Origin of the sequence: Aeromonas sp. R2-2, from assembly GCF_040908355.1 — a bacterium.
Classification (GTDB): Bacteria; Pseudomonadota; Gammaproteobacteria; order Enterobacterales; family Aeromonadaceae; genus Aeromonas; species Aeromonas veronii.
Map to the genome: position 1 here is coordinate 1 of NZ_JBFODQ010000029.1, position 21,215 is coordinate 21,215.

Here is a 21,215-nt window from a genome sequence, read left to right on the forward strand (position 1 = left end):
CCGGCAGGAAAGAGCAGCGCCAACGCCAGATCGTTGGGATCCCCCAGCACAGAGCCCAGCTCGCGCCCTATGGTCACCCGGGTGCCCTCCACCAGCCCGATCCCGCTCGCCTTGTTGTAGAGGGCCACCAGCGCCACCAGACAGCCCGCCACCACAAAGGTGCGTACCGCCAGCGCAAAATCCCCCGGGGTGCGCACCAGCCAGGCGGTTGCCAGGGTCATCAGATAGATCTTGCTGTAGCTGCCGGTCCAGGTGGCGATCGCCTCACCCCGGTTGCTGGCAAACAGCACACCGATGGAGACCATCACAAAGAAGGCCGTCAGCCAGCTCAGGGCTGGACTCCAGTAGGGCTTGATCCGGCCGGTCAGCAAAATGTGCCAGACCAGCGCGCCGATGGCGGCCAGCGAGAAGAGCAGCGGGATCTTGAGAGGATAGAGCTGGGGGAACACCTCATGCAGCCGAAAGAAGGAGAAGGTGACAAACCCCAGCACCATCAAGAAGGGCCAGCGCAGGGCAAACCAGATGGCGGGAATGGCAAGGCCGAGCACCGGCAGCAGCAAGGGATGGGGTAGCCGCCACCAGAGCAGTGCCAGCACCAGACAGATGGCGCTTGCCCAGATGGCTGGCGTTAGACGAGCCATGATCCTGCCCACCATTGGCCGAGCCAGACCATCGCCAGCGCCCCAAGCGAACTGGCCCAGAGGGTCGAGAGGCGATACGGCAGCGGCAGCAACCGCTGGCTCACCAGATAAAAGGCGAGCGCCCGCACCAGATAGACCAGCAGCAGGGTCCAGATCACCCCGGCGACCCCGAAGGGAGGGATGGCGAGCAGAAAGCCTGCCACCCCAAGGGCGCTGCAGCCCAGATTGATCACCATCTGGGCATTACTCTTCTCGCCGCTAAAGCAGCCGACATTGAGCAAGTCCGAAACATTGCGCACCGCCATGCCCAGCACCAGCAGCGGAATATAGGCGATCGCCCCGTGATAGCTCTCCGGGGTCAGCCAGCGAATAAGCAAGGGGGCGGTGAGCCCGACAATCCCCGCGGTGACGAACCCCAGTACCGACCCCATCACGCTGTAGTGGGCATTGAGCCGCAATCCATCCGGCTCGCGCAGCAGCATGAAACGGCGGGGATACCACCAGAGGGCAAAGGGTTGCAGCAACAACCCCACCGCCAGCGCGAGCTTGCCCGCCACCGCGTAGTAGGCGAGCAGCGCCTCCCCCACCACATCGGCCAGCAACCAGCGATCCAGTCCGCTCAGGGCAAAGCCTGCCAGCCCGCTCACCACCAGGGGCAATCCATAGCGCAGCAGCGGCCGATAGTGCTGCCAGTCAAAGCGGATCCCGCTATCTCGCCACTGCCAGAGGCTCAGCAGCAGCGCCAGTGCAACGCAGGTCAGGGTGCCGGAGGCCAGCACCCCGCTCACGCCCCAGCCGAGCCAGAGCCACCAGCCAGTCAGCAGGGACTGGATCACCGCCTTGCCTGCGGTCACCACGAAAAAGAGCCGGGCCTGATTGCGCATCCGCAGCCATGCCAGTGGCACGCCGATCACCCCTTCAAACGGCAGGGCGCAGAGCACCCAGCGCACATCCGCAAGGCGGGTTTCAACCGGCAGCCAGGCTTGCACCAGAGGTGCCAGCAGCCAGAGCAGCACCAGACTGGCCAGGGCGATCAACCAGACCAGCCCAAACATGCGGGCCACCACCTGCTGGCGCTCCTGCTCATCTTTCGCCAATCCGGCAAAGCGGTAGAGGGCATCCACCAGCCCGAAGCCAAGGATCAGGGAGCCCAGATTGATGAGGGTCAGCAGCACCTCCAGCTGGCCGTATTCACGAGGCAGCAGCTGATGGGTCAACACCGGCAGCATCAGCAGGGAGATCCCCTTCATCAGGAGCAAGCCGCCGGCGTAATAGAGCATGGCAATCTGGTTCACACCAAGTTTCATAGGGCCTCCCAGCCACCCGAAGCATCCCGCTCCGGGTCAGCTACCGCTAATGCAAAGCCCACGCCACTCACTCCCGCCCTGAGACGATAGCTTCTCTGTGCGGCTTAACCGGCCTGAACAAGCCCAGAATGAGACTGGCATTTGCGTTTTGCACAACGCGGGCTGCAAATTGCACCGACCAGCGCAATCTGCCCCTCCTCTTAGCCCCATTTGGCCCGATCACACTGGGGTCGTCCTGTTGGCCCGATCCCTGCTTTCTGCTTAGCGAGCAACGGACTGCACCAGAGGGAGAGGTCGCCATGAACACCATCAACCTGCACCGGATGAAAAGCTGGGCCAAACAGGGGGAAACGCCACTGGCTCGCCGGGTATGGCGACTGGCCAAAAGCGCCCGCCACTGGTCATGCCCCGTGATCCCTCCCCTGCATCGGCTGCTTTATCGGCTCTATCTGCTGGGCAGCAACGCGCTGGCGACCCTGACCCGCACCCTTTGGTGGACCCCCTTGTTTCAATCTCGCCTGACGGCCCCCGCCCCGCGCCTCTATCTCTATGGCGGCATCCCCTATATCAGTGGCCCGGTCACCATCGAAATTGGTGCCGACTGCCGCCTCAGCGCCGCCATGACCATCAGCGGCCGGGCATCGAGCCAGACGCCAAAGCTGGTGATTGGCCGCAATGTCGGCATTGGCTGGCAGACCACCCTGGCGGTGGGTAGCAAGATAGTGCTGGGGGATAACGTCCGGATTGCAGGGCGTGCCTTTCTGGCGGGCTACCCGGGGCACCCGGTCAACGCCCGCGATCGCGCCCGGGGCTTGCCGGATCGCGATGAACAGGTGGGGGCCATTGTGCTGGAGCAGGATGTCTGGCTCGGCACCGGGGTGATGGTGATGGCTGGCGTCACTATAGGCGCCGGCACCATTGTCGCCGCAGGCAGCGTCGTCACTCGGGATCTGCCTGCAGGTGTGCTGGCAGCGGGTGTACCAGCCACCGTACTGCGCCCCTTGCAGCCACAAGATCACAGCGACCTCGCACACGCCTCGGAGACCTTTGCATGAAACCACACTCATTGCCGCAACTGGTGGTATTGGGAGAGGATTGGGGCCAGCACCCCTCCAGCACCCAGCACCTGATCAAGCGTCTGTTGCCCGATTATCAGGTGCTCTGGGTCAACTCCATCGGCATGCGCTGTCCCCGCTTTACCCTTCATGATCTCACTCGTATCGTCCGCAAACTGGGGGCCGTGCTGCGCAGCGCGCGCCATGCTGGCGGCCAGTCGGTTGCGCCAATCGACGCCAGCAGCCCCCGGGTTCTGCCGCCGCTCGCCCTGCCGCTGCCCGGCAGTCGGCTGGCGGGCAAGATCAATGGCCACTGGCTGGCGGCGCAGATCCGGCGCCAGTTGCCCGAGCTGGATCGCCCCTTGCTCTGGATCTCCCTGCCCAGCGCCGTCGATCTGATTGGCAAGCTCGAAGAGCGGGCGGTCATCTACTACTGCGGCGATGACTTCTCGGCGCTGGCAGGGGTGGATCATCAGGCCATCGCTCACTGCGAGGCCCGACTGGTGGAAAAAGCGGATCTCATTCTGGCCGCCAGCCCCGCGCTGGCCAGCCGCTTTCCCCCCCATAAAACCCGGCTCCTCAGCCACGGGGTGGATCTCGAGCTGTTTATGCCCCCCAGAGCGCGTCCAGCGGATCTCCCCTCCGGCCGTCCCATTGCCGGATTTTACGGCAGCCTGAGCGACTGGATTGATATTCCCCTGCTGGCAGAGACGGCGGCCGCCCTGCCCCACTGGGATCTGGTGCTGATTGGCCCGGTCCAGACCGATATCTCCCCCCTCAAGGGGCTCCCCAATATCCATCTGCTGGGGCCCCGTCCCCATCACACGCTGGCGGCCTATGCCCAGCACTGGCAGGTGAGTCTGCTGCCCTTTGTTGACAACGCCCAGATCCGTGCTTGCAATCCGTTGAAATTGCGCGAGTATCTGGCCGTAGGGCGCCCCATCGTCAGCACCGATTTTCCGGCCCTCGATGGCTATCGGGATCAGATCCAGCTCCCCTACGATGGGGAGAGCCTGGCCGAGGCCATCAACCGGGCCGCCTTTGATCAACCCAATCCGGGCTGGTTTCAGGAGAGTGGCTGGGAGGGGCTCACCCGCAGCGAAGGGCGCCACACGCGCCAGCAGCAGGTGGCCCTGCAAAGCTGGGATCACAAGGCTGCAGAGCTGAACAACTGGTTGAAGGGGCTGGCCGGATGAGCAGAGGGCTTTGGCTGGTTATCCTGCTCTGCTGCCATGCAGCAATGGCCGCCACCCGGCTGGAGTGGCAGACCCCGCTGCCCCTGACAGGCAACCAGACACCCCAGCGGCTCGATCTGAGCACCCACAACTGGCCAATAGGCAGCGATGATGAACTGGTGATCGAGGGCCATAACCCCAGCGCCCGCCCGCAAACCCTGATCCTGCGTATCGACGATAACGCCTCGGTCAACTACCGCAGCCGGGTCAATCTGGAGCGGATTGTCGCACCCGGCCCCTTCACCCAGCGCTTTGCCTTGAGCGAGTGGCGCACCAGCCAACCCAGAGCGCTGGCGCTGGACAAGCTCACCAAGCTCTATCTCTTTATGGCCGATAACGCCCCCTCAATGACCATTCACCGCTGGTACTGGGAGCCCGGTCTGACTCTGCCTGCGGGCACCATTGCGCTGGATCTAGGGGCGGCCGCCGCGCCCCGCTTTACCGGCTTTGAGGCCCTGAGCCCGGGGGATCCCCGGCTGATTGGCCACCCCACCCCCATCTTGCGCCCCTCCGGCGATGCCCTTGTGCGCGATGGGCTGCGCAATCTCGACGGAGTGCGACTGGACCTGGCCAAAGGGCGCTACCAGCTCACCCTCTGGCTCGATGACCCCGGTGAATGGGAGTACCTCCCCCACCCCTTCGAGCGCAGCGTGCTGGTCAATGGCGAGCCAATCTGGGCCGAGCAGTGGCAACCGCAGGAGTGGCTCACGCAGCGCTATCTGGCGGGACAATCTCGCGAGGCACTGCCAAACCCGGATCCCTGGCAGCTGTTCGGGGCACGACAGGGCGGCCCCGTTCATGTCACTCTGAACCACCGCGGCGGCCCGCTCACTATCACATTGGTGGGCCACTCACCGGATGCCAAATACCTGGCAGGGCTGCTGCTTGCCCCCTATCCGGCCCCCACCAGCAAAGAGGCTCTCCCGAATAGTGGAAAAGATCACGCCGTATTGGCCGACGCTACCGCCATCGTGCTGGCCAAGCAGCGCCAGCTGTTTTTGGAAAAGTGGACTCTGGCCCCCTATTCCCCAACCCCAGCCCCAGCCCCAGCTTCGCAGCAACTGAGCCTCACGCCGATTACGGATGCCGCCCCAACCCTGCAGATCGCCCCACTATCTGCGGCAGATGCGTTGCAGCAGGCTGCGCAACCGGTGCTGGCCGCCCGTGGCAGCCAGCTGTTGCTGGAGTTTGCCATCCACGCTGCCACCGACGATCCGGCCCCCTTGCTGGTGATCCAGCCCCCCGAACAGGCAGGATCACCGCTGGCGCTGACCCCCTATTACGGCAAGTGGCATCTGGTTCGCCCGCAGGCGAGCGGCACCCTGTTGGCCCCCTCGGATCAGGAGCTGGTCGAGGGGATCGCCGGGCTCACCCTGCTGGCAGGCGTACCTCGGCGTCTGGTGCTGCAAATGACCGTCCCCAGAGACGCCCCGGCGGGGCGCTATCAGGGCAATATTCAGCTGCTGAGCCAACAGCAACTGGTGCAATTGCCGCTAACCATCGAGGTGCTGCCGCTGACCCTGCCCGCGGCCAGCAAGCCGGTCGGCATCTATGTCGAAGCGCCCCCCTATCTGAATTGGCTGAGCCCCAATCCCGAGGCACTAAAAGAGCAGATCGCCGCGGCCAGTCGCTGCGATCTGGCGCGGCTCGCCAAGCTGGGGATCAGCGGCCTCTCGCCCGCCCTGCCACAGGATGAAGCGGGGATGCGGGAGATCATGGGAGAGGCGGCCGGGCTCGGCTTTGTGCCGCCCCTGCTGGCCTATACCCCGCTCAAACGCTGGGGGGGAGACCCTGCCAGCCAGCTTGATCAGTGGCAGGCCCGGCAACAGGGGCTGACCGCCAGCGGCTTGCCCCCGCTGGCATGGAGCCTCTTTGATGAGCCCGATCTTGCCACCCTGCCCGCCATCACCACCCTGGCGCGGGAGATGAAACGGCGGGATCCAGCGGTGATCCGCGCAGGCCACTTCAATCATCCGGGTCAGGTTGGTCTGCTGGCAGAGGTGGAGATTGCCCTGATCAACGCAGGCTTTGGCGCCGACAAGAGCGATGTGGCGCGAGTGCGCCAGCACAAGGTCACCCCCTGGTTTTACAATCTGGGCACCCCGAGAGCCGCCGGGTTTTACCTGTGGCAAAGCGGCGCCGAAGGCTATTTGCAGTGGCATGGCCGCATGCCGACCGCCCTGCCTTATGACCCCACCGACGGGCGGGAGAGCGACTTTATGCTGCTCGGCCCGCAAGCCTGCGAGGCGCACCGCCTCTCCCACGATCTGCTGCTGTTGCAGCAAGCCATCGAGGATCTGCGCTGGCTCGCCTGGCTGGAGCAGGAGGCCCGCTATCAAGTAGAGGCCGCCCTGCTGCTGGAGCGTCTGCGGGATCAGCTGCCGACCCGCTGGCAGGTGGCAGAGCAACTGCCCTCTGCCGCCTGGATCCAGTGGCGCCGCGAGATTGAACAACTGGCCAAGGGATTGAAAACATTGCAAACTGGTGCCAACTCATCCTCCTGAAGTGACTGCGTATGGCCAACCAGACTCCCCGCTCCACAGCCAAAGACAGCGCCCTGCGCCGCCTGTTGCCCCTTATGTTGCCGCTGCTGATCCTCACCGGTTGCGCCCGTCAGGAGCCGGTCAATGAGACCCTGCCAATCCTCAACCAGTTGCGGGAACAGCAAATGGCCGAACAGCCCCAGCTGCAACTGCAGTACCAGAAAGCGGAGACACAACTGCCAGCGGATCAGGAGCAGCTGCTGCATCAGTTTTTAGGACGCAAGGATCCGGCCCGAATTGCGCTGGTAAGCGGCCCCGGGCTGCAAACCGACATGCTGGAGAGTGCGCGGATGGCGAGCGTGCGACTGACAGCCCTCACCCGCTTGCTGGGAGCTCGCGCCATTGAACTGGAGCCCCGCTATGACCCCATGCTGGCCCCCAATACCTTGCTGATCCGCATTCTGCCAAACGGTGAATCGGGGGCGGTCACCCCAGCGGCGGCGCAATAAGGTCAATGCAAGAAGTCGGCAAAGCCACCCGATAGAGGGGATAAGGGGCCAGCCCCCACAACTTGCGCCAACCCTGGGTAAGACGGTACGAGAGCAGCGGCGGGCTCTGGTGCAACTCGCCTAAAAACATCACCCCCTGACTCATCCCTTCACCCGCCAGCGTCACTGACATCGCCTCGCTATCCGGCGCCACCAGCATGGCCTGCAGCAGGCCGTCACAGCGGGGATGGGCCAGCTGATAGCTGACATAGGTGCCGCCCAATACTGGCGTAGCCACCCGCAAGCGCCAGCCCAACTGGACCAGCTCCATCAGCATGGGTTTGGCCCCCTCATTGATCGCCCGGTTCTGATAACGCCACCCCATGGCGGCAGCACTGAGCAGCGCCACCAGCAACAGCAGCAGATATCCCTTAGACAGACCCATCACGGCGCCCCCTTAGAAACAGGATGGTCATCACCAGCAGCATCATATTGACCACCCGGCTCTGATAACGCCACCAACCGCAGATATCCCTTAGACAGACGCATCACGGCGCCCCCGGATAAAGAGGATGGTCATCACCAGCAACATGATGGCCCACTGGTAGAGCTGGGCCAGCGAGCCGGTATGCAGCCAGCCATACCAGCGCAGATCCAGGCTCATCAGCACCAACCGCAGCTGATTGGCCCCGATATAGAGCAGGCAAACCAGCAGCAACATGGGCCACTGCCGGTAGAGGGGGCGCTCAGGCGCCAGCCAGCAGCAGGAGACCAGCCAGGAGAGCACCACCAGATAGAGTTGAGAAAACGAGGAGCACCCCTTGAGCACAATCAGGGCATGGCCCCCCAACCGCTCGATGCGGTTGCCATCAAGGCGAGTCTCCCAGCCCAGCAGCTGCAACCACTGGCCCACTCCCCAGGCATCGAGCGCCAGCACAGGGCCGGAGAGCAGGGCAAACACCTGCTGCCCCCACAACACCGCCACGGTAAAGGCGAGCACAATCTGCAACACCGCCCGCTCATCGCCACTCTGATGACGGCGCCATAGCGAGGCCACCAACAGCAGACAGGCCAGCGCCTTGCAACTGGCGCTGGGGATCAGGATCAGCAGGATAAAGAGGGCGAGCGCCAGTGGATGCGGGCGCCAGCTCGGTGCAACCCGCGATGCAATTTGCCACCAGATAGCAATCAGCAACACCACCAGCAGGTTGAAGTGGCCCATATTGAGCCACACCATGCCCCACTGATTGGCCAAACCAAGTAGCAGCCAGTTGGGTGCCCACTGCCAGGGACGGATCTCCATCGCAACTCCTGCCGGTTATCAGCGCTTTTGACCGCTGACGCAAGTTCTCGCAAGTTCCATGCCTGCCCAGCCTCACCCGGACCAAGCCAAGTCAGAGGATTCGCCAAAGCTGGCACGCTTTATTCATTCCCCCTGTTGGCACTAGCGCCAGGGAGAAGGAGTGAGCAATGAAACTCAAACCGTTGGCAGGGCTGCTGGGGATGTTGTTGGTAACCTCCCCCGCATACGCCTTGACCGAAGTCGATACCGAACTGCAACTGCTGATGGATGTGTCGGGCAGCGTCAGTTCATCGGAATTCAATCTGCAATTACAGGGGTATGTGGACGCCTTTTACAGTCAGGATGTACAAAGCGCCATCCTCGACACCAGTGGCGGCAAACTCGGGTCCATCGCCGTACAGATGATCATGTGGAGCAGCAGCAACCAGCAGAGCGTGATGACTGACTGGTTCCACCTCTACGACATGACCTCCATCAACAACTTCGCCGCCACTCTGGATGCCCTGGTCCGCCCCTATGCGGGGATGACGGCCCCCGGTTCGGCCATGGCCTTTGGTGCCCAGCAGTTTGATACCAACAACTACACCGCCGCCCGCCAGGTGATGGATGTGTCCGGTGACGGTATCCAGAACAACGGGCTTGATACCTCTACCGTGCGGGATCAACTGCTCGCCTCCGGCATCGACACCATCAACGGCATCACCATAGGTCAGGACTATGCCGATGGGGTACTGCAAGAGTGGTATGTGGAGAACGTGGCGGGCGGTCAGGATGCATTTGTCATCAATGCCACCACCTTCGCCGACTTTGGCAATGCGCTGGAGCTCAAACTGGCGGCCGAAATTGAAGGGGGCATTATTCCGGAAGGGGCACTGGCCGCCCCCATCGAGGAGATCCCGCTGGCCGCCCAGCTGCTGCTCGGTATGCCGCTACTGCTGGCCTGGCGCTATCAGCGCCGTAACCAAGGACGCCTGCAGCCCGTCAACGGGCAACTAGCGCCCGCCATCGGCTGATTTATCACCCCGTGTGTCGCGATTAGGGAGCTATGGCTCCCTGATTTTTGAAGCAGCTATGATGTCTCAGAACATGGGGCTGAAAATTCTGGTTCATCTTTAAGTACTTATTATCTTCGTAGTTATTTTTGAGCTGGTCTACAAAACCTTTTTAGAGCTTTACTACAAATATTTTTAGTTGAACATTTGGTAACCGAATACTCCAGCTCTCTTGATTACTATTAAGACTAAGACGAAAGAGAAAAGTAAACTATGCAGGCTGAACCTGTTAAATTTTTACTCCGTCGACCATTGCTCCACATTTTCAACTGGGTTTGGCAATCGAGCAATTAACCACTCAGGCTTAAACTCTGAATTATTGCACTCTATTATCCAAGATAGATATTCGTCAGGGCCACCATTCATATATGGAGGTGGAGATACCGGATGGAAAGATGTTGGCAGCCGCTCGTTGATAGACATGTAATTTAAAACATAACCAAATTCTTGAACTGTATTCCACGAAAATTGATGATGAATATCAATTTCACACTTCACCCACCAGCGACCATCTTCATCATAACCTTTTCCGATAGTACCCATGTATTGCTGGAACCTTTTCCAAAAAATCAATTAACCTTGTAAACTCTCGCTCATCCATAATAACACTTACCCTATCAAAATACCTATTTAGTATAGTTTTCTTATTTTTTCAAAAACCAGAATCTGGCCGTAGGTTCGATTAGCGAAGCATAATCGGACGTTCGCGGCCTTTCTGTAATATGTTTCTTTAACTCGCCAAAAACCTCCCATCTTGCCACCGCTCCGTCTCCCGAAACTCACTCTCGAACTGGCACCGGTCGGGACGTACTTGCCGCATTGACATGAAATTTCACCGCGCGCGTCCGATTATGCCTACCGGCTAATCTAACCTACGAGCCTTTTAACTTTCACTCTTTATTATTGTTACCATACTCAAAGTATTTTTCTTTTGGCATTTCACCTTTAAAAAAGCCCTCAAATACTAATTGAAACCGTTCTCTTCTTTCGAAGAGCTGTTCTGCGTCAAGGTTTTCTATCTCATATCCATCATTTGAATTAGAATGGCAGCCTATCGCTGTCATTACATAGCTAAAAATACTCATTATCCGCCAGACCAATTCTCTGGGTAGTTGAATGGCATTATGATATTTTTCAGATAACTCATAAATTTCATTATCTAACTTAAAGTACTCTTCATCAGACCATATTCTTTTTTCATTTAAAGTGCCGGTGAACGAATCATCATCGTATTCATCACACCAAGGAAAATTTCGATTTATGTTTTTCATGCTTACATACTTAATTGTAATTAGAGGAATGGCCCTATTCTAGCATTAGAAAACGGCACCTGATTTATGAATGAACTATACACGCCCTTAGACAGTTCCACTTGTACCACTGGGTAACTCCGCAGTCAAGAAACAGGATTAGGACCGTAGGTTCGATTAGCGAAGCGTAATCGGACGTTCGCGGCCTTTCTACAATATTTCTCTTTAACTCACCAAAACTCTCCCAGATTGCCACTTCTCCGCCCCAAAACTCACTCTTGAACTGGCACCGGTCGGGACGTAGTTGCCACATTGGCGTGGAGTGTCACCGCAATCTACGGTGCTTTAGGTATCTAACATGTCCCATTCTTCACCTAGAACCCAACGTAATGCAGATAGCTTCCCATTGATAACGCCCCATTCAAAGTCTGACCAAGGGCCTAATTTTTCATACTTACTTTCAACCCTTTTAGCTGACTTTATTGCACCATCAAGAATATTCTCATGAATCACACTACTTCCATAACGCTCCGTCCCATCGGGAACAACCTCAATTTCTCCATGCTCAATTTTCCACATTAAATTCTGATGGCGGTTTTACCAAACTTTATCTACTGATTCATCCATTGCATCAAGAATATCGCGTAGGCCTCTAGTTTCTTCTGTAGAATCATATTCAAACTCAATATCAGCCAAAATATCTTTATCAATGATATCTATAGCCGACGCCAGATTGTTAAAATAATGGACATTTTCACGATTGAAAATACAATCAAAGTCCTCGTGAGGCTTACGATGGTCTTTAGCCGAAAAATCATTATGATTATGGGTAATAAAAAAGCAACTGTCTGTAGATTCTACCCCCTGTGAAAACTCGTTGAATTGCTCAATTATTACAGCATCAGCCACAGAGTTTTTACTTATATGAAATGGTGCTTTCTTATCCAACCCTCGTTGAACGGCAGCAATTTTTGAACGCTCACTTATATTAATTATCTCGGCAGATTCAATTAACTTTCCGACCCTATAAATAGTATTGTAATTTGCATCTGTTAATAGTGGGAGCCGAGCATTAATATCATTTAAAACGGCTATCGTTTGTTCTTGGCTTTCAGTAGCAAACTCACTTACAATAGCCTTTACTTGTTTAAATTCTTGAGAAAGTCTTCTGACTGTCTTGTTTGCTACGTCTTCTTTGTTTCTCTTGTATTCTTCAGCAACCAAGTCAGTAACAACCAATTTTGCTATATCTCTTTCTACCAGAGTTTCTAACGCTGTAACAAAAGCAATATCTTGCCTTTTCGTCGAAATATCTAGAAGCACACACGTATCAACAAACATATAAATCATATTACCTCAAGTCATGTTGTTTTAATAAAGATGCTCCATTTTAAATTTGAGAAGCAACCCGTCATCCAGCCACCAACTCTATATGTTCTCTAAGCTTTTGTTTAAATAAATCAAAAAGTGGCACAATGACATCCAATATATGAAAGCCATAAACCAGTTCAACCGGAACTGCACCATCATACTTGAATGTAGAATGATTATCACTTGGCACAGGATATTTAGGAAGCCATTTTATCGAATCAGTAAAATGACTTAACACATATTCAAGAGCTAATTTAGCTGTATCAAGCTTATGCCCTATTAATTCAAAAAGACCAGCTTCCAGAGCTAACTCATGTAAATTATGACTTAGCTTACCTTTTACACCAATACCTTTTAACGAAACTTTTTCATTATCAAATTTAAACTTCACTAGCTCCGGATACTTTTCAATAATTAAGGCTTTCAAACCATTTTCGATTCCAATACCATAGTGATAATGTGCGTTACTCCAAAGTTGTGCCATGTATGCTTGGTCAGTAACTATTTCGCCATGGATAATTGCATCTAATAACTGATCAGCAATTTTTTCTGTATCAATGCAAATTCAAGCCAATGTTTAGGGTTTGATGCTTTTATCACATAATCATTTTTATCCAAAAAGATCACCATTAATATGTTTAAAACATCCCTGTTCTGTCGAATATAAATACAGCTAACGAATAATTTCGCTTTTTATATCAGCATTAAATATTTCATCCATATAGATATTATCAACGCCAGATGCTGGCCTCACTTGTAACACTGGGTATGACCACAGTCAACAAACGGAAATAGAAAATGCAGCCTACCCCCTCTTTTATCGGCTTGCCGCGATGTTTACTCCACCATCCATACAATATAAAAAAGGCCTTATCACAAGGCCTTTTCAGAAATATTCAGATTCCGGCTGATAGCCCGTTTTTGTGGCAATCAGCCCGGTTCTGGTGACAAGGGCAGCACCTGCCCATCGAGCGCCTGATCACTGTGGGATGGATAGTCCGGCACCGGCTCGCAGTAGGGAATGCGGCTTAGCACCGGCGCCTTGACCAGGGCGGCCAGTTGATCGGAGCGGCGCAGGCTGGCATCCGCCAATTCGGCCACCAGTGCCAGACCGCAGCCGAGCCCCAGCCCGCCAACAATGCCTGCCAACAGAAACAGCCAGAGCGGGTAGTTGCTCGGCTTGCTGGGGGCAAAGGGTTTGTCGATCACCTTGATCCGCTCTCCCTGCTCGAAGTTGCCCAGATCGCCGGTCACCTTGGCCTTTTCATAGCGCAGCAGCAAATCCTGATAGAGGGTGCGCTTGACCGCCAGATCCCGTTCCAGCTCGGCGAGCTGGCGCTCGGTATCGCCCTGGGAGTCGACCACCTTGTCCAGCCCATCGAGCTGGTTCTTCAGGCCGGCGGCGTTTTGCTCCGCCTCCGTCAGCTGCGTCTGGGCCAGTTGCCACTCGGGCCCGCGGGCCATATCCGGTTGGGATTTGAGCTGCTCGAACTCCTGCTGCAACTGATCAATCTGATAGCGCAGACTCTGCACCTTGCTATGCTCGTCGCTGTAGCGGGCTCGCAGCAACACCAGCTCGGTGCGCATCAGTTGCAGCTTCTCATCCAGTTGGCGGGCCAGCTGGCTCTCCTGCCCCAGCGATAGCTGATCTACCCGGGCCTTGGCCTGCTGCAAGGTGATCAGGCTCTCGGCATAGCGCTCCTGCAAACCATAAAGACGGGCGACGTTGGTACTCTGCTGCTGGGGTAAGGCGCTGGCATGCTCCCGTTTGAAGTCGGCGAGCAGCTGCTCGGCCTCTTGCAGTTCGCTGCGGCGGCTGTCGAGCTGGCTTTGCAGGAAACGTTCGGACGATTCCGCCGACTGGCGCCCCTTGCTGAGCAGGTTGAAGAAAAAGCGCCGTGAAATGGCTTCTAGCAAACCGGCGCTGTTGGCCGCCGAATCCGCTTTTACCTTTATCTCGATCACCTCATCGCCGATCAGCCGCAGCGAGACGGCACTCGAGAGCCAGTCCATGATGGCATCGCGCTGAGCTGGGGGGGTCTCGTCATTGACCAGGCCACGATCCCGCGCTACCCCGTCCAGCACATAACGGCTGCGCAGCAGGGCTTCGAGCACCGCAAAGCGATCCTTGAGACTCTCCTGAGTGATCAGATCCTTGAGGGTCGGGGTCTGGTTGGCATCTTGCGGCACCATAAAGGTGGTGCGGCTCTCATACTCCTTGGGGGTGAGCAGGCCGACCGTCACGCCCACCAGCGGCATCACCAGCACCGGGATCACCAGCAGATAACGACGGCGCCAGGCGGCAAAGAGAATGATGTAGAGGTTGTAATAGAACTGGACAGGCATGGCATCACTCCCTGAGAAAGGCCCTCCCCCCGCACGATGCAAAGGCAGTGCCACCAGAGGAGCTGGTCGCCTCTGTGGGCAGATAGCAAGAGTGGTACAAGATTCGCATTCTCCCGCTATCCGGGGTGTCACCCCTTCCCTTGCCGGAGCGCGAACCATGTTGTCATCAACCCCGTCGCACAGACCCCATCCCCGCAGGGGCTCCATCGTTCAAATAGTGCAGCACCTGCAGCCCGGCGGGCTGGAGACCATGGTGCTCAACCTCACGCAAGCGAGCCCTGCCGAGCAGCCGGTGCATATCATCTCCCTCGAAGGGCACAAAAGGGATGTACTAAGGGCATGGCCCGCCCTGCATCCCTTCGCGGGCAATATTCACTGTCTGGAAAAGCCCGCGGGCTGGTCGCTGGCAACCCTCTGGCGGCTCACCCGACTGCTGCGCCAACTCAAGCCCGTCGCGGTACATACCCACCATCTGGGGCCCATGCTCTATGGTGGCCTCGCCAGCCGACTGGCCCGGGTGCCCACCCTGGTACACACAGAGCACGATGCCTGGTATCTCGATGATCCCCATCAGCGCACGCTGGCCCTCTGGGGGCTGCGCGCCTTCAAACCCATTCTGGTGGCCGATGCGACGCCGGTGGCCAACCAGCTGCTGGCCAAGCTGGGCCAGCTGTCGCCAACCGTGATCCCCAACGGCATCGATGAGCAGCGCTTTGCCCCGGGCGCCGCCGCCCTCGCCCGTCAGGAGATGGGATTGCCGCAAGGGGTCAAGTTGATTGGCTGCGCCGCCCGCCTTGAGTCGGTCAAGGGACATACCTTGCTGCTGGAGGCGATCCGCGCCCTGCCGCAGGAGGTGCATCTTGCGTTGGCTGGGGTCGGCAGTTTGCAAAATGCGTTGCAACAACAGTGTCAGCAGCTGGGGATCGCCCATCGGGTCCATTTTCTGGGGCTGGTCGAAAACATGCCGCGCTTCTATCAGGGGCTGGATCTCTTCTGCCTCCCCTCACTGGCGGAGGGGATGCCGCTTTGCGTGCTGGAAGCGCAGGCCTGCGGGGTGCCGGTGGTGATGAGCGATGTGGGGGCGGCCCGAGAAATGGTCTGCCAAGCCAGCGGCCATATCCTGTCGGAGCGGGATCCCGGCCGCCTTGCCCAGCTTCTGGCACAAGGGTTGCTGCACTGCCATAGCCTGCGTGCCGTCACCCGTGAGTTTGTGTGCCAGCAAAGCAGCTTGAGCCGGATGGCTCAGGCTTATCAGCAGCTTTACAGCCGCTGATCAAGCGACCCGATGACCAGAGGAGCATCCCATGGAATGGATCATGATCGTGTTCTGGCTGTGCGCTGTACTGGTGGTCTACCACCATGTCGGCTATCCCCTGCTGCTCAAATTCGGTGGTCGGCAGGCGCGCAAGGTAGCCAATCCGCCCCGCCCCCTGGCTAGGGGATTCAAAACAGACGCCACCGATGAGGCGCTGCCGACCATCACACTGCTGATGCCGGTCTACAACGAGGCGGCGACCATCGCGGCCAAGCTGCAAAACCTCGCCAGCCTCGATTACCCCGCCGACAAGCTGTGGGTGCATGTGCATTTCGACGGTTGCAGCGACAACAGTTACCCCATTGCGCTGAGCCAGCTCGGTGATCCCGTCCTGCAGCAGTTGCAGATCAGGCTGTTTGATCACCCCCGCAACCGCGGCAAGGTCGCCGTGCTTAACGAGGCCATGAACCGGGTGCACAGCGATCTGGTGGCCCTCACCGATGTCTCGGCCCTGCTGCCCATCGACAGCCTGCTGCTGGCGGTCGCCCATTTTGCCGATCCCAAGGTAGGGGTGGTCGGGGAAGCGTACCGGTTCTGGCAACCGGGCTCCCAGGGCGAGGAGAGTTACTGGCACTATCAAAGCCAGATCAAGCTCTGCGAATCGGCCCTTGGCGGCATGCTGGGTGCCCACGGGGCGTTTTACATGATGCGCCGGGAGTGCCTCACCCCGCTGGCTGCCGATACCATCAACGACGATTTCATCCTGCCGATGCAAGCCATCGCCAAGGGGTATCGCGCTGTCTATGACAATCGCTGCGCCGCACTGGAGCTGGAAGTTTCCGATGCCGCGCTGGAGGCGACACGGCGCAAGCGGATCGGGGCCGGCAACACCCAGCAGCTGCTGCGGTTGCTGCCCCTGCTGCACCCCAAGTTCGGCTGGGTTGCCTTCAACTTTGCCAGTGGCAAGGGGCTGCGGGTGTTGATGCCGCTCTGCCTGACCCTGCTGTGGCTCTGCGCCATCCCGCTGGCCACCCAATCTCTGCTGTTTCAGTTGCTGCTGGGACTGCAACTGCTGGGGTATCTGCTGGTCATCTTGATCCAGCTGACCCCTGTGCACCCCTGGCCCAATCTGTTTCGCAAGATCCACTATCTGGTACTCGGACACTGGTACAACGGCATGGGCACCCTGCGCTACTGCCTGCGCGCCCCCATACGTTTCATGTCACAGGAGAAAGCCGTATGACACACCCCATTCCAAGATTGACCCTGGTGGTCAAACGCAGCATGGATCTGCTCGGTGCCACTCTTGGCCTGCTGCTGACGCTGCCACTGTGGCCGCTGATCATGCTGGCCATCCGGCTCGATAGCCCGGGGCCGGTGTTCTTTCGTCAGCTGCGGATCGGGCGCAGCCACGCCACCCATACCGAGCTCTTTTTCATGATCAAGTTTCGCACCATGCGCGCCGACGCCGAGGCGACCACCGGGCCGGTCTGGTGTGGCAAGGGGGACAGCCGGATCACCCGCAGCGGCGACTTTCTGCGCAAAACCCGGCTCGATGAGCTGCCGCAGTTTATCAATGTGCTCAAGGGGGAGATGTCACTGATCGGACCCCGCCCGGAGCGGCCCGGGATCGCCAACCGGCTGGAAGATGCGGTGCCGTACTTTATCGAACGCACCTATGAAGTGGCCCCCGGTATCACCGGTCTGGCACAGGTCAATCAGGGCTATGACGAGTCGCTGGATGATGTGCGCAGCAAGCTGGCGTTCGATCTGGCCTACTCGGTCGCCCTGCTCCACCCCTGGCGCTGGCTGGTGCAGGATGTGCATATCATCGGCAAGACGATTGCCATCATGGTTGGCAAGAAGGGGCGCTAATTCCGCCGCGCCGACCTCAACCATATCTCAACGCCCATCAGGCCATTGCCACTGCAATGGCCTTTTTTATGGCGCATCGTTGTGGCACGTCCGCGGTGATCACAAAGAAGTCAGCGGCCTGATCGCCATCATCTGGCCCCATCCACAGGCCTGATGTCCGCTTGCCCCACCGCAGAAACCCAAGCGTTGCGTGATCACAGAAGCAATCCGCCCCCTGCAACCCCTAACACCGGCACATAAAAAAACGAGTAGCCAGTGGCCACTCGTTTTGACAGGTTTCTCGGTGATTCAGGCGCCGTAGACGGCCAGAATATCGGTCACTCTGTTGTTGACGCTGTACCCGCGGGCTATGGTGTTGCGGGCCGCCTGACTCATTTTGCTGCGCACCACCCCATCGCTGCGCAGCCAGTAGTTGACCAGCTCCGCCATATCCCGCACATGGCCGGGCTCCACCAGCCAGCCATTGGATTTATGGTCGATCAGATTGACCAGGCCCCCCACCGCAAAGGTACAAACCGGTATGCCGTGAGCCATCGCCTCCAGGGCCACCAGCGGCAACCCTTCAAAGCGGGAGGTGATGCAGAGCAGGTCGATGTTGTGCCACTCATTGGCCATGTTCTGGAAACCATGAAGCTGGACGCGATCACCATACTGCTGCAACAAGGCGCTTTTCATGGGGCCATCCCCGTAGAGATGAAACGCCCCCTCCGGGCAGAAGGCGGCCAGCTGGCAGAATGCCTCCGGCCCCTTTTCCGGCGAGAGGCGGCCGACAAAGGCAATCCGGTTGCCAGTTACCGCAGCCGGCGTCGCAGGCATGGGGACGAAGTTGCTGATCACCGTGCTCGGCACAGGCAATTTGCGAGCGATGGGCTCGCTTACTGCAATACACTTCGCAAAACGCGCTGTGGTGCGATCCAGCCAGCTGTAAAACTTCAGCAACCCCTCCCCGTCATCCCCACTGTGAAAAGTCGAAACCACCGATTTGCCGGTGAACCAGGCAGTCAGTCGCCCCAGCACGCCGGCCTTGTAACCGTGGGTATGGATCAGCACAGAAGCCGGCTGGCGAGCCAGACGGCGCATAAAATCGCGGCTGTTTTGGCACACCTCGTAGGGCAAGCCCTGCTGTTTGAGCAGGGTCGTAAACGGGGTCATGCCGTGGTTGCTCACCAGCACTATGGTGGGGCGAAATCCCCTGGCCAGCAGATCGTTGGCCAAGTGGATAATGTGAACTTCTATTCCACCGACCTGACGCGCATCGATGGCCAGCCAGATCTGCTGCATGGGTAACATAAGGCCCTCCTCCCGTGGCTCCATGCCACCTGAAATGAGGAGCTGCATAGAGCGGGCCAGTCAGGCAAAGAGGGGCAGGATCAGGCGCCGGGACAGGCGACCAGCAGGAGGGTCATGTCATCGAGGGCGGCATCATTGATGCGCTCATCAAACCAGCGGGCAATGCGATGAGCCAGTTGCTCAAGACCGGGCCCCGAAGTCAGGCAGATCTCCTTGAGCTGCGACTCCCAGCGCTGGCGCTCTGCGGCATCACGGCTATCGAGCAGGCCATCGGTCCAAAACAGCAGGATCTCGCCGGGCTTGAGCTGACGCTCATTGGTCACGAAGTGGGGATCCGGGCGCAAACCGGGCAAGGGGCCGGTCACGCCGACCTGACGGATGGTGCCGGGCCCGACCAGCCAGGGCGCCGGGTGGCCCGCGCTGGCCCACTGCACCCGCCCCTCGTTGCCGAGCTCAATACAGAGGGTGGTGAGCAGGGTAGCCCCAAGGAGCGGATCACTGTGAACCGCATTGGACAAGATGGTCAGCAAACGGGCGGGGGCGCGCTCCAGATCGTGCGCCGTCAGCAAACCGCGCAGATAACCGGCATAGGCATGGGCAAAGAACTTGGCTTCTGCATCGTGGCCCATCACATCCCCGAGCCACAGCACCCGATCCTTGACCAGCAGAAAGTCCCCGCCCCCCACGGTGGCCGCGCGGGTTTGCAACGCCAGCTGATATCCCCCTATCGAGGTGGCGGGCAATAACGGGCGCAGCGCCGAGGTCATGCGCTGATCCAGCTGTTCGCCCCATTGCGACTTGAGCTGCTGCGAGCGTTGCAGCACCCGCGAAACCGCCAGCAACAGGTCCTGCTTGGTGATGGGTTTGACCAGAAAGTCATCGATCCCCAGCGCCCCCGCCCGACTCTGGGTCCACTGATCCTGATGACCGGTCAGGAAGATAAAGGGCACCCCCTTCATCTTGGCATCCTTCATCAACTGCTGGCGCAGCCCAAAGCCATCGATCCCCTCCATCTCGATATCGGAGAGCACCAGCGCGGGGGGCTGCTTTCCAAGCGCCAGCAGGGCGGCATGGGAGTCGGCATAACTTTCAACCCGGTAGTGCTCATGGAGATAGGCGGTGAGCAGGGCACGCATCACCTTGTCATCGTCGATCACCGCGAGCACCGGCAGCTGGTTGACCGGGCCCTGCTGGCGAAGAGTCACGCGATTGCGCTCACCGTCGCGAGAGAAGTGCACCTCGGCAAACAGCTCGTGCACCAGCGCCAGCCCGTATCCCCCTTCCTGCAGTTCATCGGGTAACGGCGCACTGGCAAGACCGGGTTGCGGGCCGCCATCATCCTCCAGTATCAAACTCAAGCCCGTTTCATCCTCTTTCAGAGTGAGCCAGAGCCGGGTCGCGGGAGGCGCTGTGTGCTTGACGCTATTGGTGGCCAGCTCACTGAAACAGAGCAGCCAGTTGGCTTGATCCTTTGGGGAGACCTGAAAAAGGGAGAGCCCCTGTGCCAGCCGGTTGCGCAGTTCGCGCACCGCCTGCAGGGTTGCCGGAGCAGATCGCAACCAGTCATCCATATCGGGCCTCCATCAGCGGGCGATCAGATCCGGAAATTGAGCAAGGCACTGCGCCGGCACCAGCGCTTGAGCCATTCGGTCACCCGATTACTGGGCAGCCGGTTGAGCTCGCGCAGGATCTCGCTGGCCAGCCCCGGGTTGAGCTTGTCGTTATAGACAGCGCCAACCAGATTGGCCTCGGCACGGGTCAGTTTATCCACCGCACTTTGTACCACGGTCGTCGGCGTCCCCCCCGCCAGCACCACCAGCAGCGCCCCTTCACAGGCACCACACACCTGATCGGCCGGAATATTACCCCGATTGAGGGCAGTGAGCGGCGAGGTATCGAAGATCACCACATCGTAATGTTCCAGCCAGCGAACCAGCAATTGGCGCAAGGTATCCTTGTTGCGAAAGGCCATCAGATCCTTGCCCGGCGCCGGGAGCAGCGACAAGGAGCGACCAGTGGCCACCGGCTCGGGCACATCATTGGGCCCCCAGGCAACCGCCGTGGCGCGGCCGGGATGATAGAGGTTGAGATCCACCAGCAGGGTGCGCAGCCCATCCGCCTCCGAGCGCCTTGCCAGCGCATCGCAGATGGAGCTCACCCCCTCTCCCCCTTCCGACGAGGTGACCGCCAGCGAGCGGATCCCCCGGGCGACCGTCGCCGCGTAGAGGGATTCGAGCTCCAGATATTGAATGGGGATGCTCATA

At 58.7% G+C, this 21,215-nt stretch carries 20 protein-coding genes and 1 pseudogene; 8 read left to right on the top strand and 13 right to left on the bottom strand.

Annotated elements, in window-relative coordinates; all coding sequences use genetic code 11:
• A pseudogene (locus tag AB5Z09_RS05380) lies at positions 1 to 641 on the bottom strand (oligosaccharide repeat unit polymerase); the annotation flags it as partial.
• Positions 629 to 1,948 carry a lipopolysaccharide biosynthesis protein gene (locus AB5Z09_RS05385; protein WP_368194796.1) on the bottom strand — a complete coding sequence of 440 codons (1,320 nt, stop codon included), beginning with the start codon at positions 1,946 to 1,948 and terminating at the stop codon, positions 629 to 631. The gene AB5Z09_RS05385 and the pseudogene AB5Z09_RS05380, both read right to left, overlap by 13 nt.
• A 299-nt stretch (positions 1,949 to 2,247) precedes the next feature.
• Here AB5Z09_RS05385 and AB5Z09_RS05390 point away from each other — a divergent pair, with 299 nt between their 5' ends.
• The 4 genes from AB5Z09_RS05390 to AB5Z09_RS05405 are packed head-to-tail and all read left to right on the top strand — an operon-like array spanning position 2,248 to position 7,230.
• A complete protein-coding gene (locus AB5Z09_RS05390) occupies positions 2,248 to 3,003 on the top strand; it encodes an acyltransferase (protein WP_368194797.1) in 756 nt (251 codons plus the stop codon).
• Positions 3,000 to 4,199, top strand: a complete 1,200-nt coding sequence (locus AB5Z09_RS05395) for a glycosyltransferase (protein WP_368194798.1) — start codon at positions 3,000 to 3,002, stop codon at positions 4,197 to 4,199. Before AB5Z09_RS05390 ends, AB5Z09_RS05395 begins: the two co-directional genes overlap by 4 nt.
• On the top strand, positions 4,196 to 6,742 hold the full coding sequence (locus AB5Z09_RS05400) for a hypothetical protein (protein WP_368194799.1): 2,547 nt from the start codon (positions 4,196 to 4,198) through the stop codon (positions 6,740 to 6,742). Before AB5Z09_RS05395 ends, AB5Z09_RS05400 begins: the two co-directional genes overlap by 4 nt.
• A gap of 11 nt (positions 6,743 to 6,753) precedes the next feature.
• Complete coding sequence (locus tag AB5Z09_RS05405) at positions 6,754 to 7,230, top strand: hypothetical protein (RefSeq protein ID WP_368194800.1); 477 nt, start codon at positions 6,754 to 6,756, stop codon at positions 7,228 to 7,230.
• Here AB5Z09_RS05405 and AB5Z09_RS05410 read toward each other — a convergent pair.
• Both AB5Z09_RS05410 and AB5Z09_RS05415 read right to left on the bottom strand, forming a co-directional pair.
• Complete coding sequence (locus tag AB5Z09_RS05410; protein ID WP_368194801.1) at positions 7,208 to 7,654, bottom strand: hypothetical protein; 447 nt, start codon at positions 7,652 to 7,654, stop codon at positions 7,208 to 7,210. The two genes, AB5Z09_RS05405 and AB5Z09_RS05410, sit on opposite strands and share 23 nt — an antisense overlap.
• Positions 7,655 to 7,744: 90 nt before the next feature.
• On the bottom strand, positions 7,745 to 8,512 hold the full coding sequence (locus AB5Z09_RS05415) for a hypothetical protein (RefSeq protein ID WP_123172955.1): 768 nt from the start codon (positions 8,510 to 8,512) through the stop codon (positions 7,745 to 7,747).
• 167 nt (positions 8,513 to 8,679) lie between these two features.
• Here AB5Z09_RS05415 and AB5Z09_RS05420 point away from each other — a divergent pair, with 167 nt between their 5' ends.
• Positions 8,680 to 9,525, top strand: coding sequence for a DUF1194 domain-containing protein (locus tag AB5Z09_RS05420; protein WP_219295278.1), 846 nt, complete (start codon positions 8,680 to 8,682; stop codon positions 9,523 to 9,525).
• 276 nt (positions 9,526 to 9,801) lie between these two features.
• On the opposite strand, the gene AB5Z09_RS05425 is transcribed toward AB5Z09_RS05420, so the two are convergent.
• The 6 genes from AB5Z09_RS05425 to AB5Z09_RS05450 all read right to left on the bottom strand — a co-directional run bounded on the left by AB5Z09_RS05425 (position 9,802) and on the right by AB5Z09_RS05450 (position 14,531).
• Positions 9,802 to 10,107, bottom strand: coding sequence for a hypothetical protein (locus AB5Z09_RS05425; protein ID WP_368194802.1), 306 nt, complete (start codon positions 10,105 to 10,107; stop codon positions 9,802 to 9,804).
• 347 nt (positions 10,108 to 10,454) lie between these two features.
• Positions 10,455 to 10,835 carry an Imm41 family immunity protein gene (locus AB5Z09_RS05430; protein WP_201906248.1) on the bottom strand — a complete coding sequence of 127 codons (381 nt, stop codon included), beginning with the start codon at positions 10,833 to 10,835 and terminating at the stop codon, positions 10,455 to 10,457.
• 324 nt (positions 10,836 to 11,159) lie between these two features.
• Positions 11,160 to 11,393 carry a hypothetical protein gene (locus AB5Z09_RS05435; protein ID WP_368194803.1) on the bottom strand — a complete coding sequence of 78 codons (234 nt, stop codon included), beginning with the start codon at positions 11,391 to 11,393 and terminating at the stop codon, positions 11,160 to 11,162.
• A gap of 18 nt (positions 11,394 to 11,411) precedes the next feature.
• Positions 11,412 to 12,164, bottom strand: a complete 753-nt coding sequence (locus AB5Z09_RS05440) for a PIN domain-containing protein (protein WP_368194804.1) — start codon at positions 12,162 to 12,164, stop codon at positions 11,412 to 11,414.
• A gap of 61 nt (positions 12,165 to 12,225) precedes the next feature.
• Positions 12,226 to 12,669, bottom strand: a complete 444-nt coding sequence (locus tag AB5Z09_RS05445; RefSeq protein ID WP_368194805.1) for a hypothetical protein — start codon at positions 12,667 to 12,669, stop codon at positions 12,226 to 12,228.
• A gap of 446 nt (positions 12,670 to 13,115) precedes the next feature.
• A complete protein-coding gene (locus AB5Z09_RS05450) occupies positions 13,116 to 14,531 on the bottom strand; it encodes a GumC family protein (RefSeq protein WP_368194806.1) in 1,416 nt (471 codons plus the stop codon).
• Between the two features lie 157 nt (positions 14,532 to 14,688).
• On the opposite strand from AB5Z09_RS05450, the gene AB5Z09_RS05455 reads away from it, so the two are divergent.
• From AB5Z09_RS05455 to AB5Z09_RS05465, 3 genes are read left to right on the top strand one after another with little or no spacing between them, the layout of a single operon-like run.
• Entirely contained in the window at positions 14,689 to 15,804 is a 1,116-nt protein-coding gene (locus tag AB5Z09_RS05455) for a glycosyltransferase (protein WP_368194807.1), read from the top strand.
• A 31-nt stretch (positions 15,805 to 15,835) separates the two neighbouring features.
• Positions 15,836 to 17,029, top strand: coding sequence for a glycosyltransferase family 2 protein (locus AB5Z09_RS05460; protein WP_368194808.1), 1,194 nt, complete (start codon positions 15,836 to 15,838; stop codon positions 17,027 to 17,029).
• Positions 17,026 to 17,661, top strand: coding sequence for a sugar transferase (locus tag AB5Z09_RS05465; RefSeq protein WP_108539698.1), 636 nt, complete (start codon positions 17,026 to 17,028; stop codon positions 17,659 to 17,661). Before AB5Z09_RS05460 ends, AB5Z09_RS05465 begins: the two co-directional genes overlap by 4 nt.
• Positions 17,662 to 17,949: 288 nt before the next feature.
• Here the strand turns inward: AB5Z09_RS05465 and AB5Z09_RS05470 are convergent, their stop codons facing one another.
• The 3 genes from AB5Z09_RS05470 to AB5Z09_RS05480 all read right to left on the bottom strand — a co-directional run bounded on the left by AB5Z09_RS05470 (position 17,950) and on the right by AB5Z09_RS05480 (position 21,214).
• Complete coding sequence (locus tag AB5Z09_RS05470; protein WP_150997164.1) at positions 17,950 to 18,951, bottom strand: glycosyltransferase family 4 protein; 1,002 nt, start codon at positions 18,949 to 18,951, stop codon at positions 17,950 to 17,952.
• An 80-nt stretch (positions 18,952 to 19,031) separates the two neighbouring features.
• Complete coding sequence (locus AB5Z09_RS05475; RefSeq protein WP_150997163.1) at positions 19,032 to 20,522, bottom strand: SpoIIE family protein phosphatase; 1,491 nt, start codon at positions 20,520 to 20,522, stop codon at positions 19,032 to 19,034.
• 23 nt (positions 20,523 to 20,545) lie between these two features.
• Entirely contained in the window at positions 20,546 to 21,214 is a 669-nt protein-coding gene (locus tag AB5Z09_RS05480) for a capsular biosynthesis protein (RefSeq protein WP_368194809.1), read from the bottom strand.
• Position 21,215 lies beyond the last annotated feature (1 nt).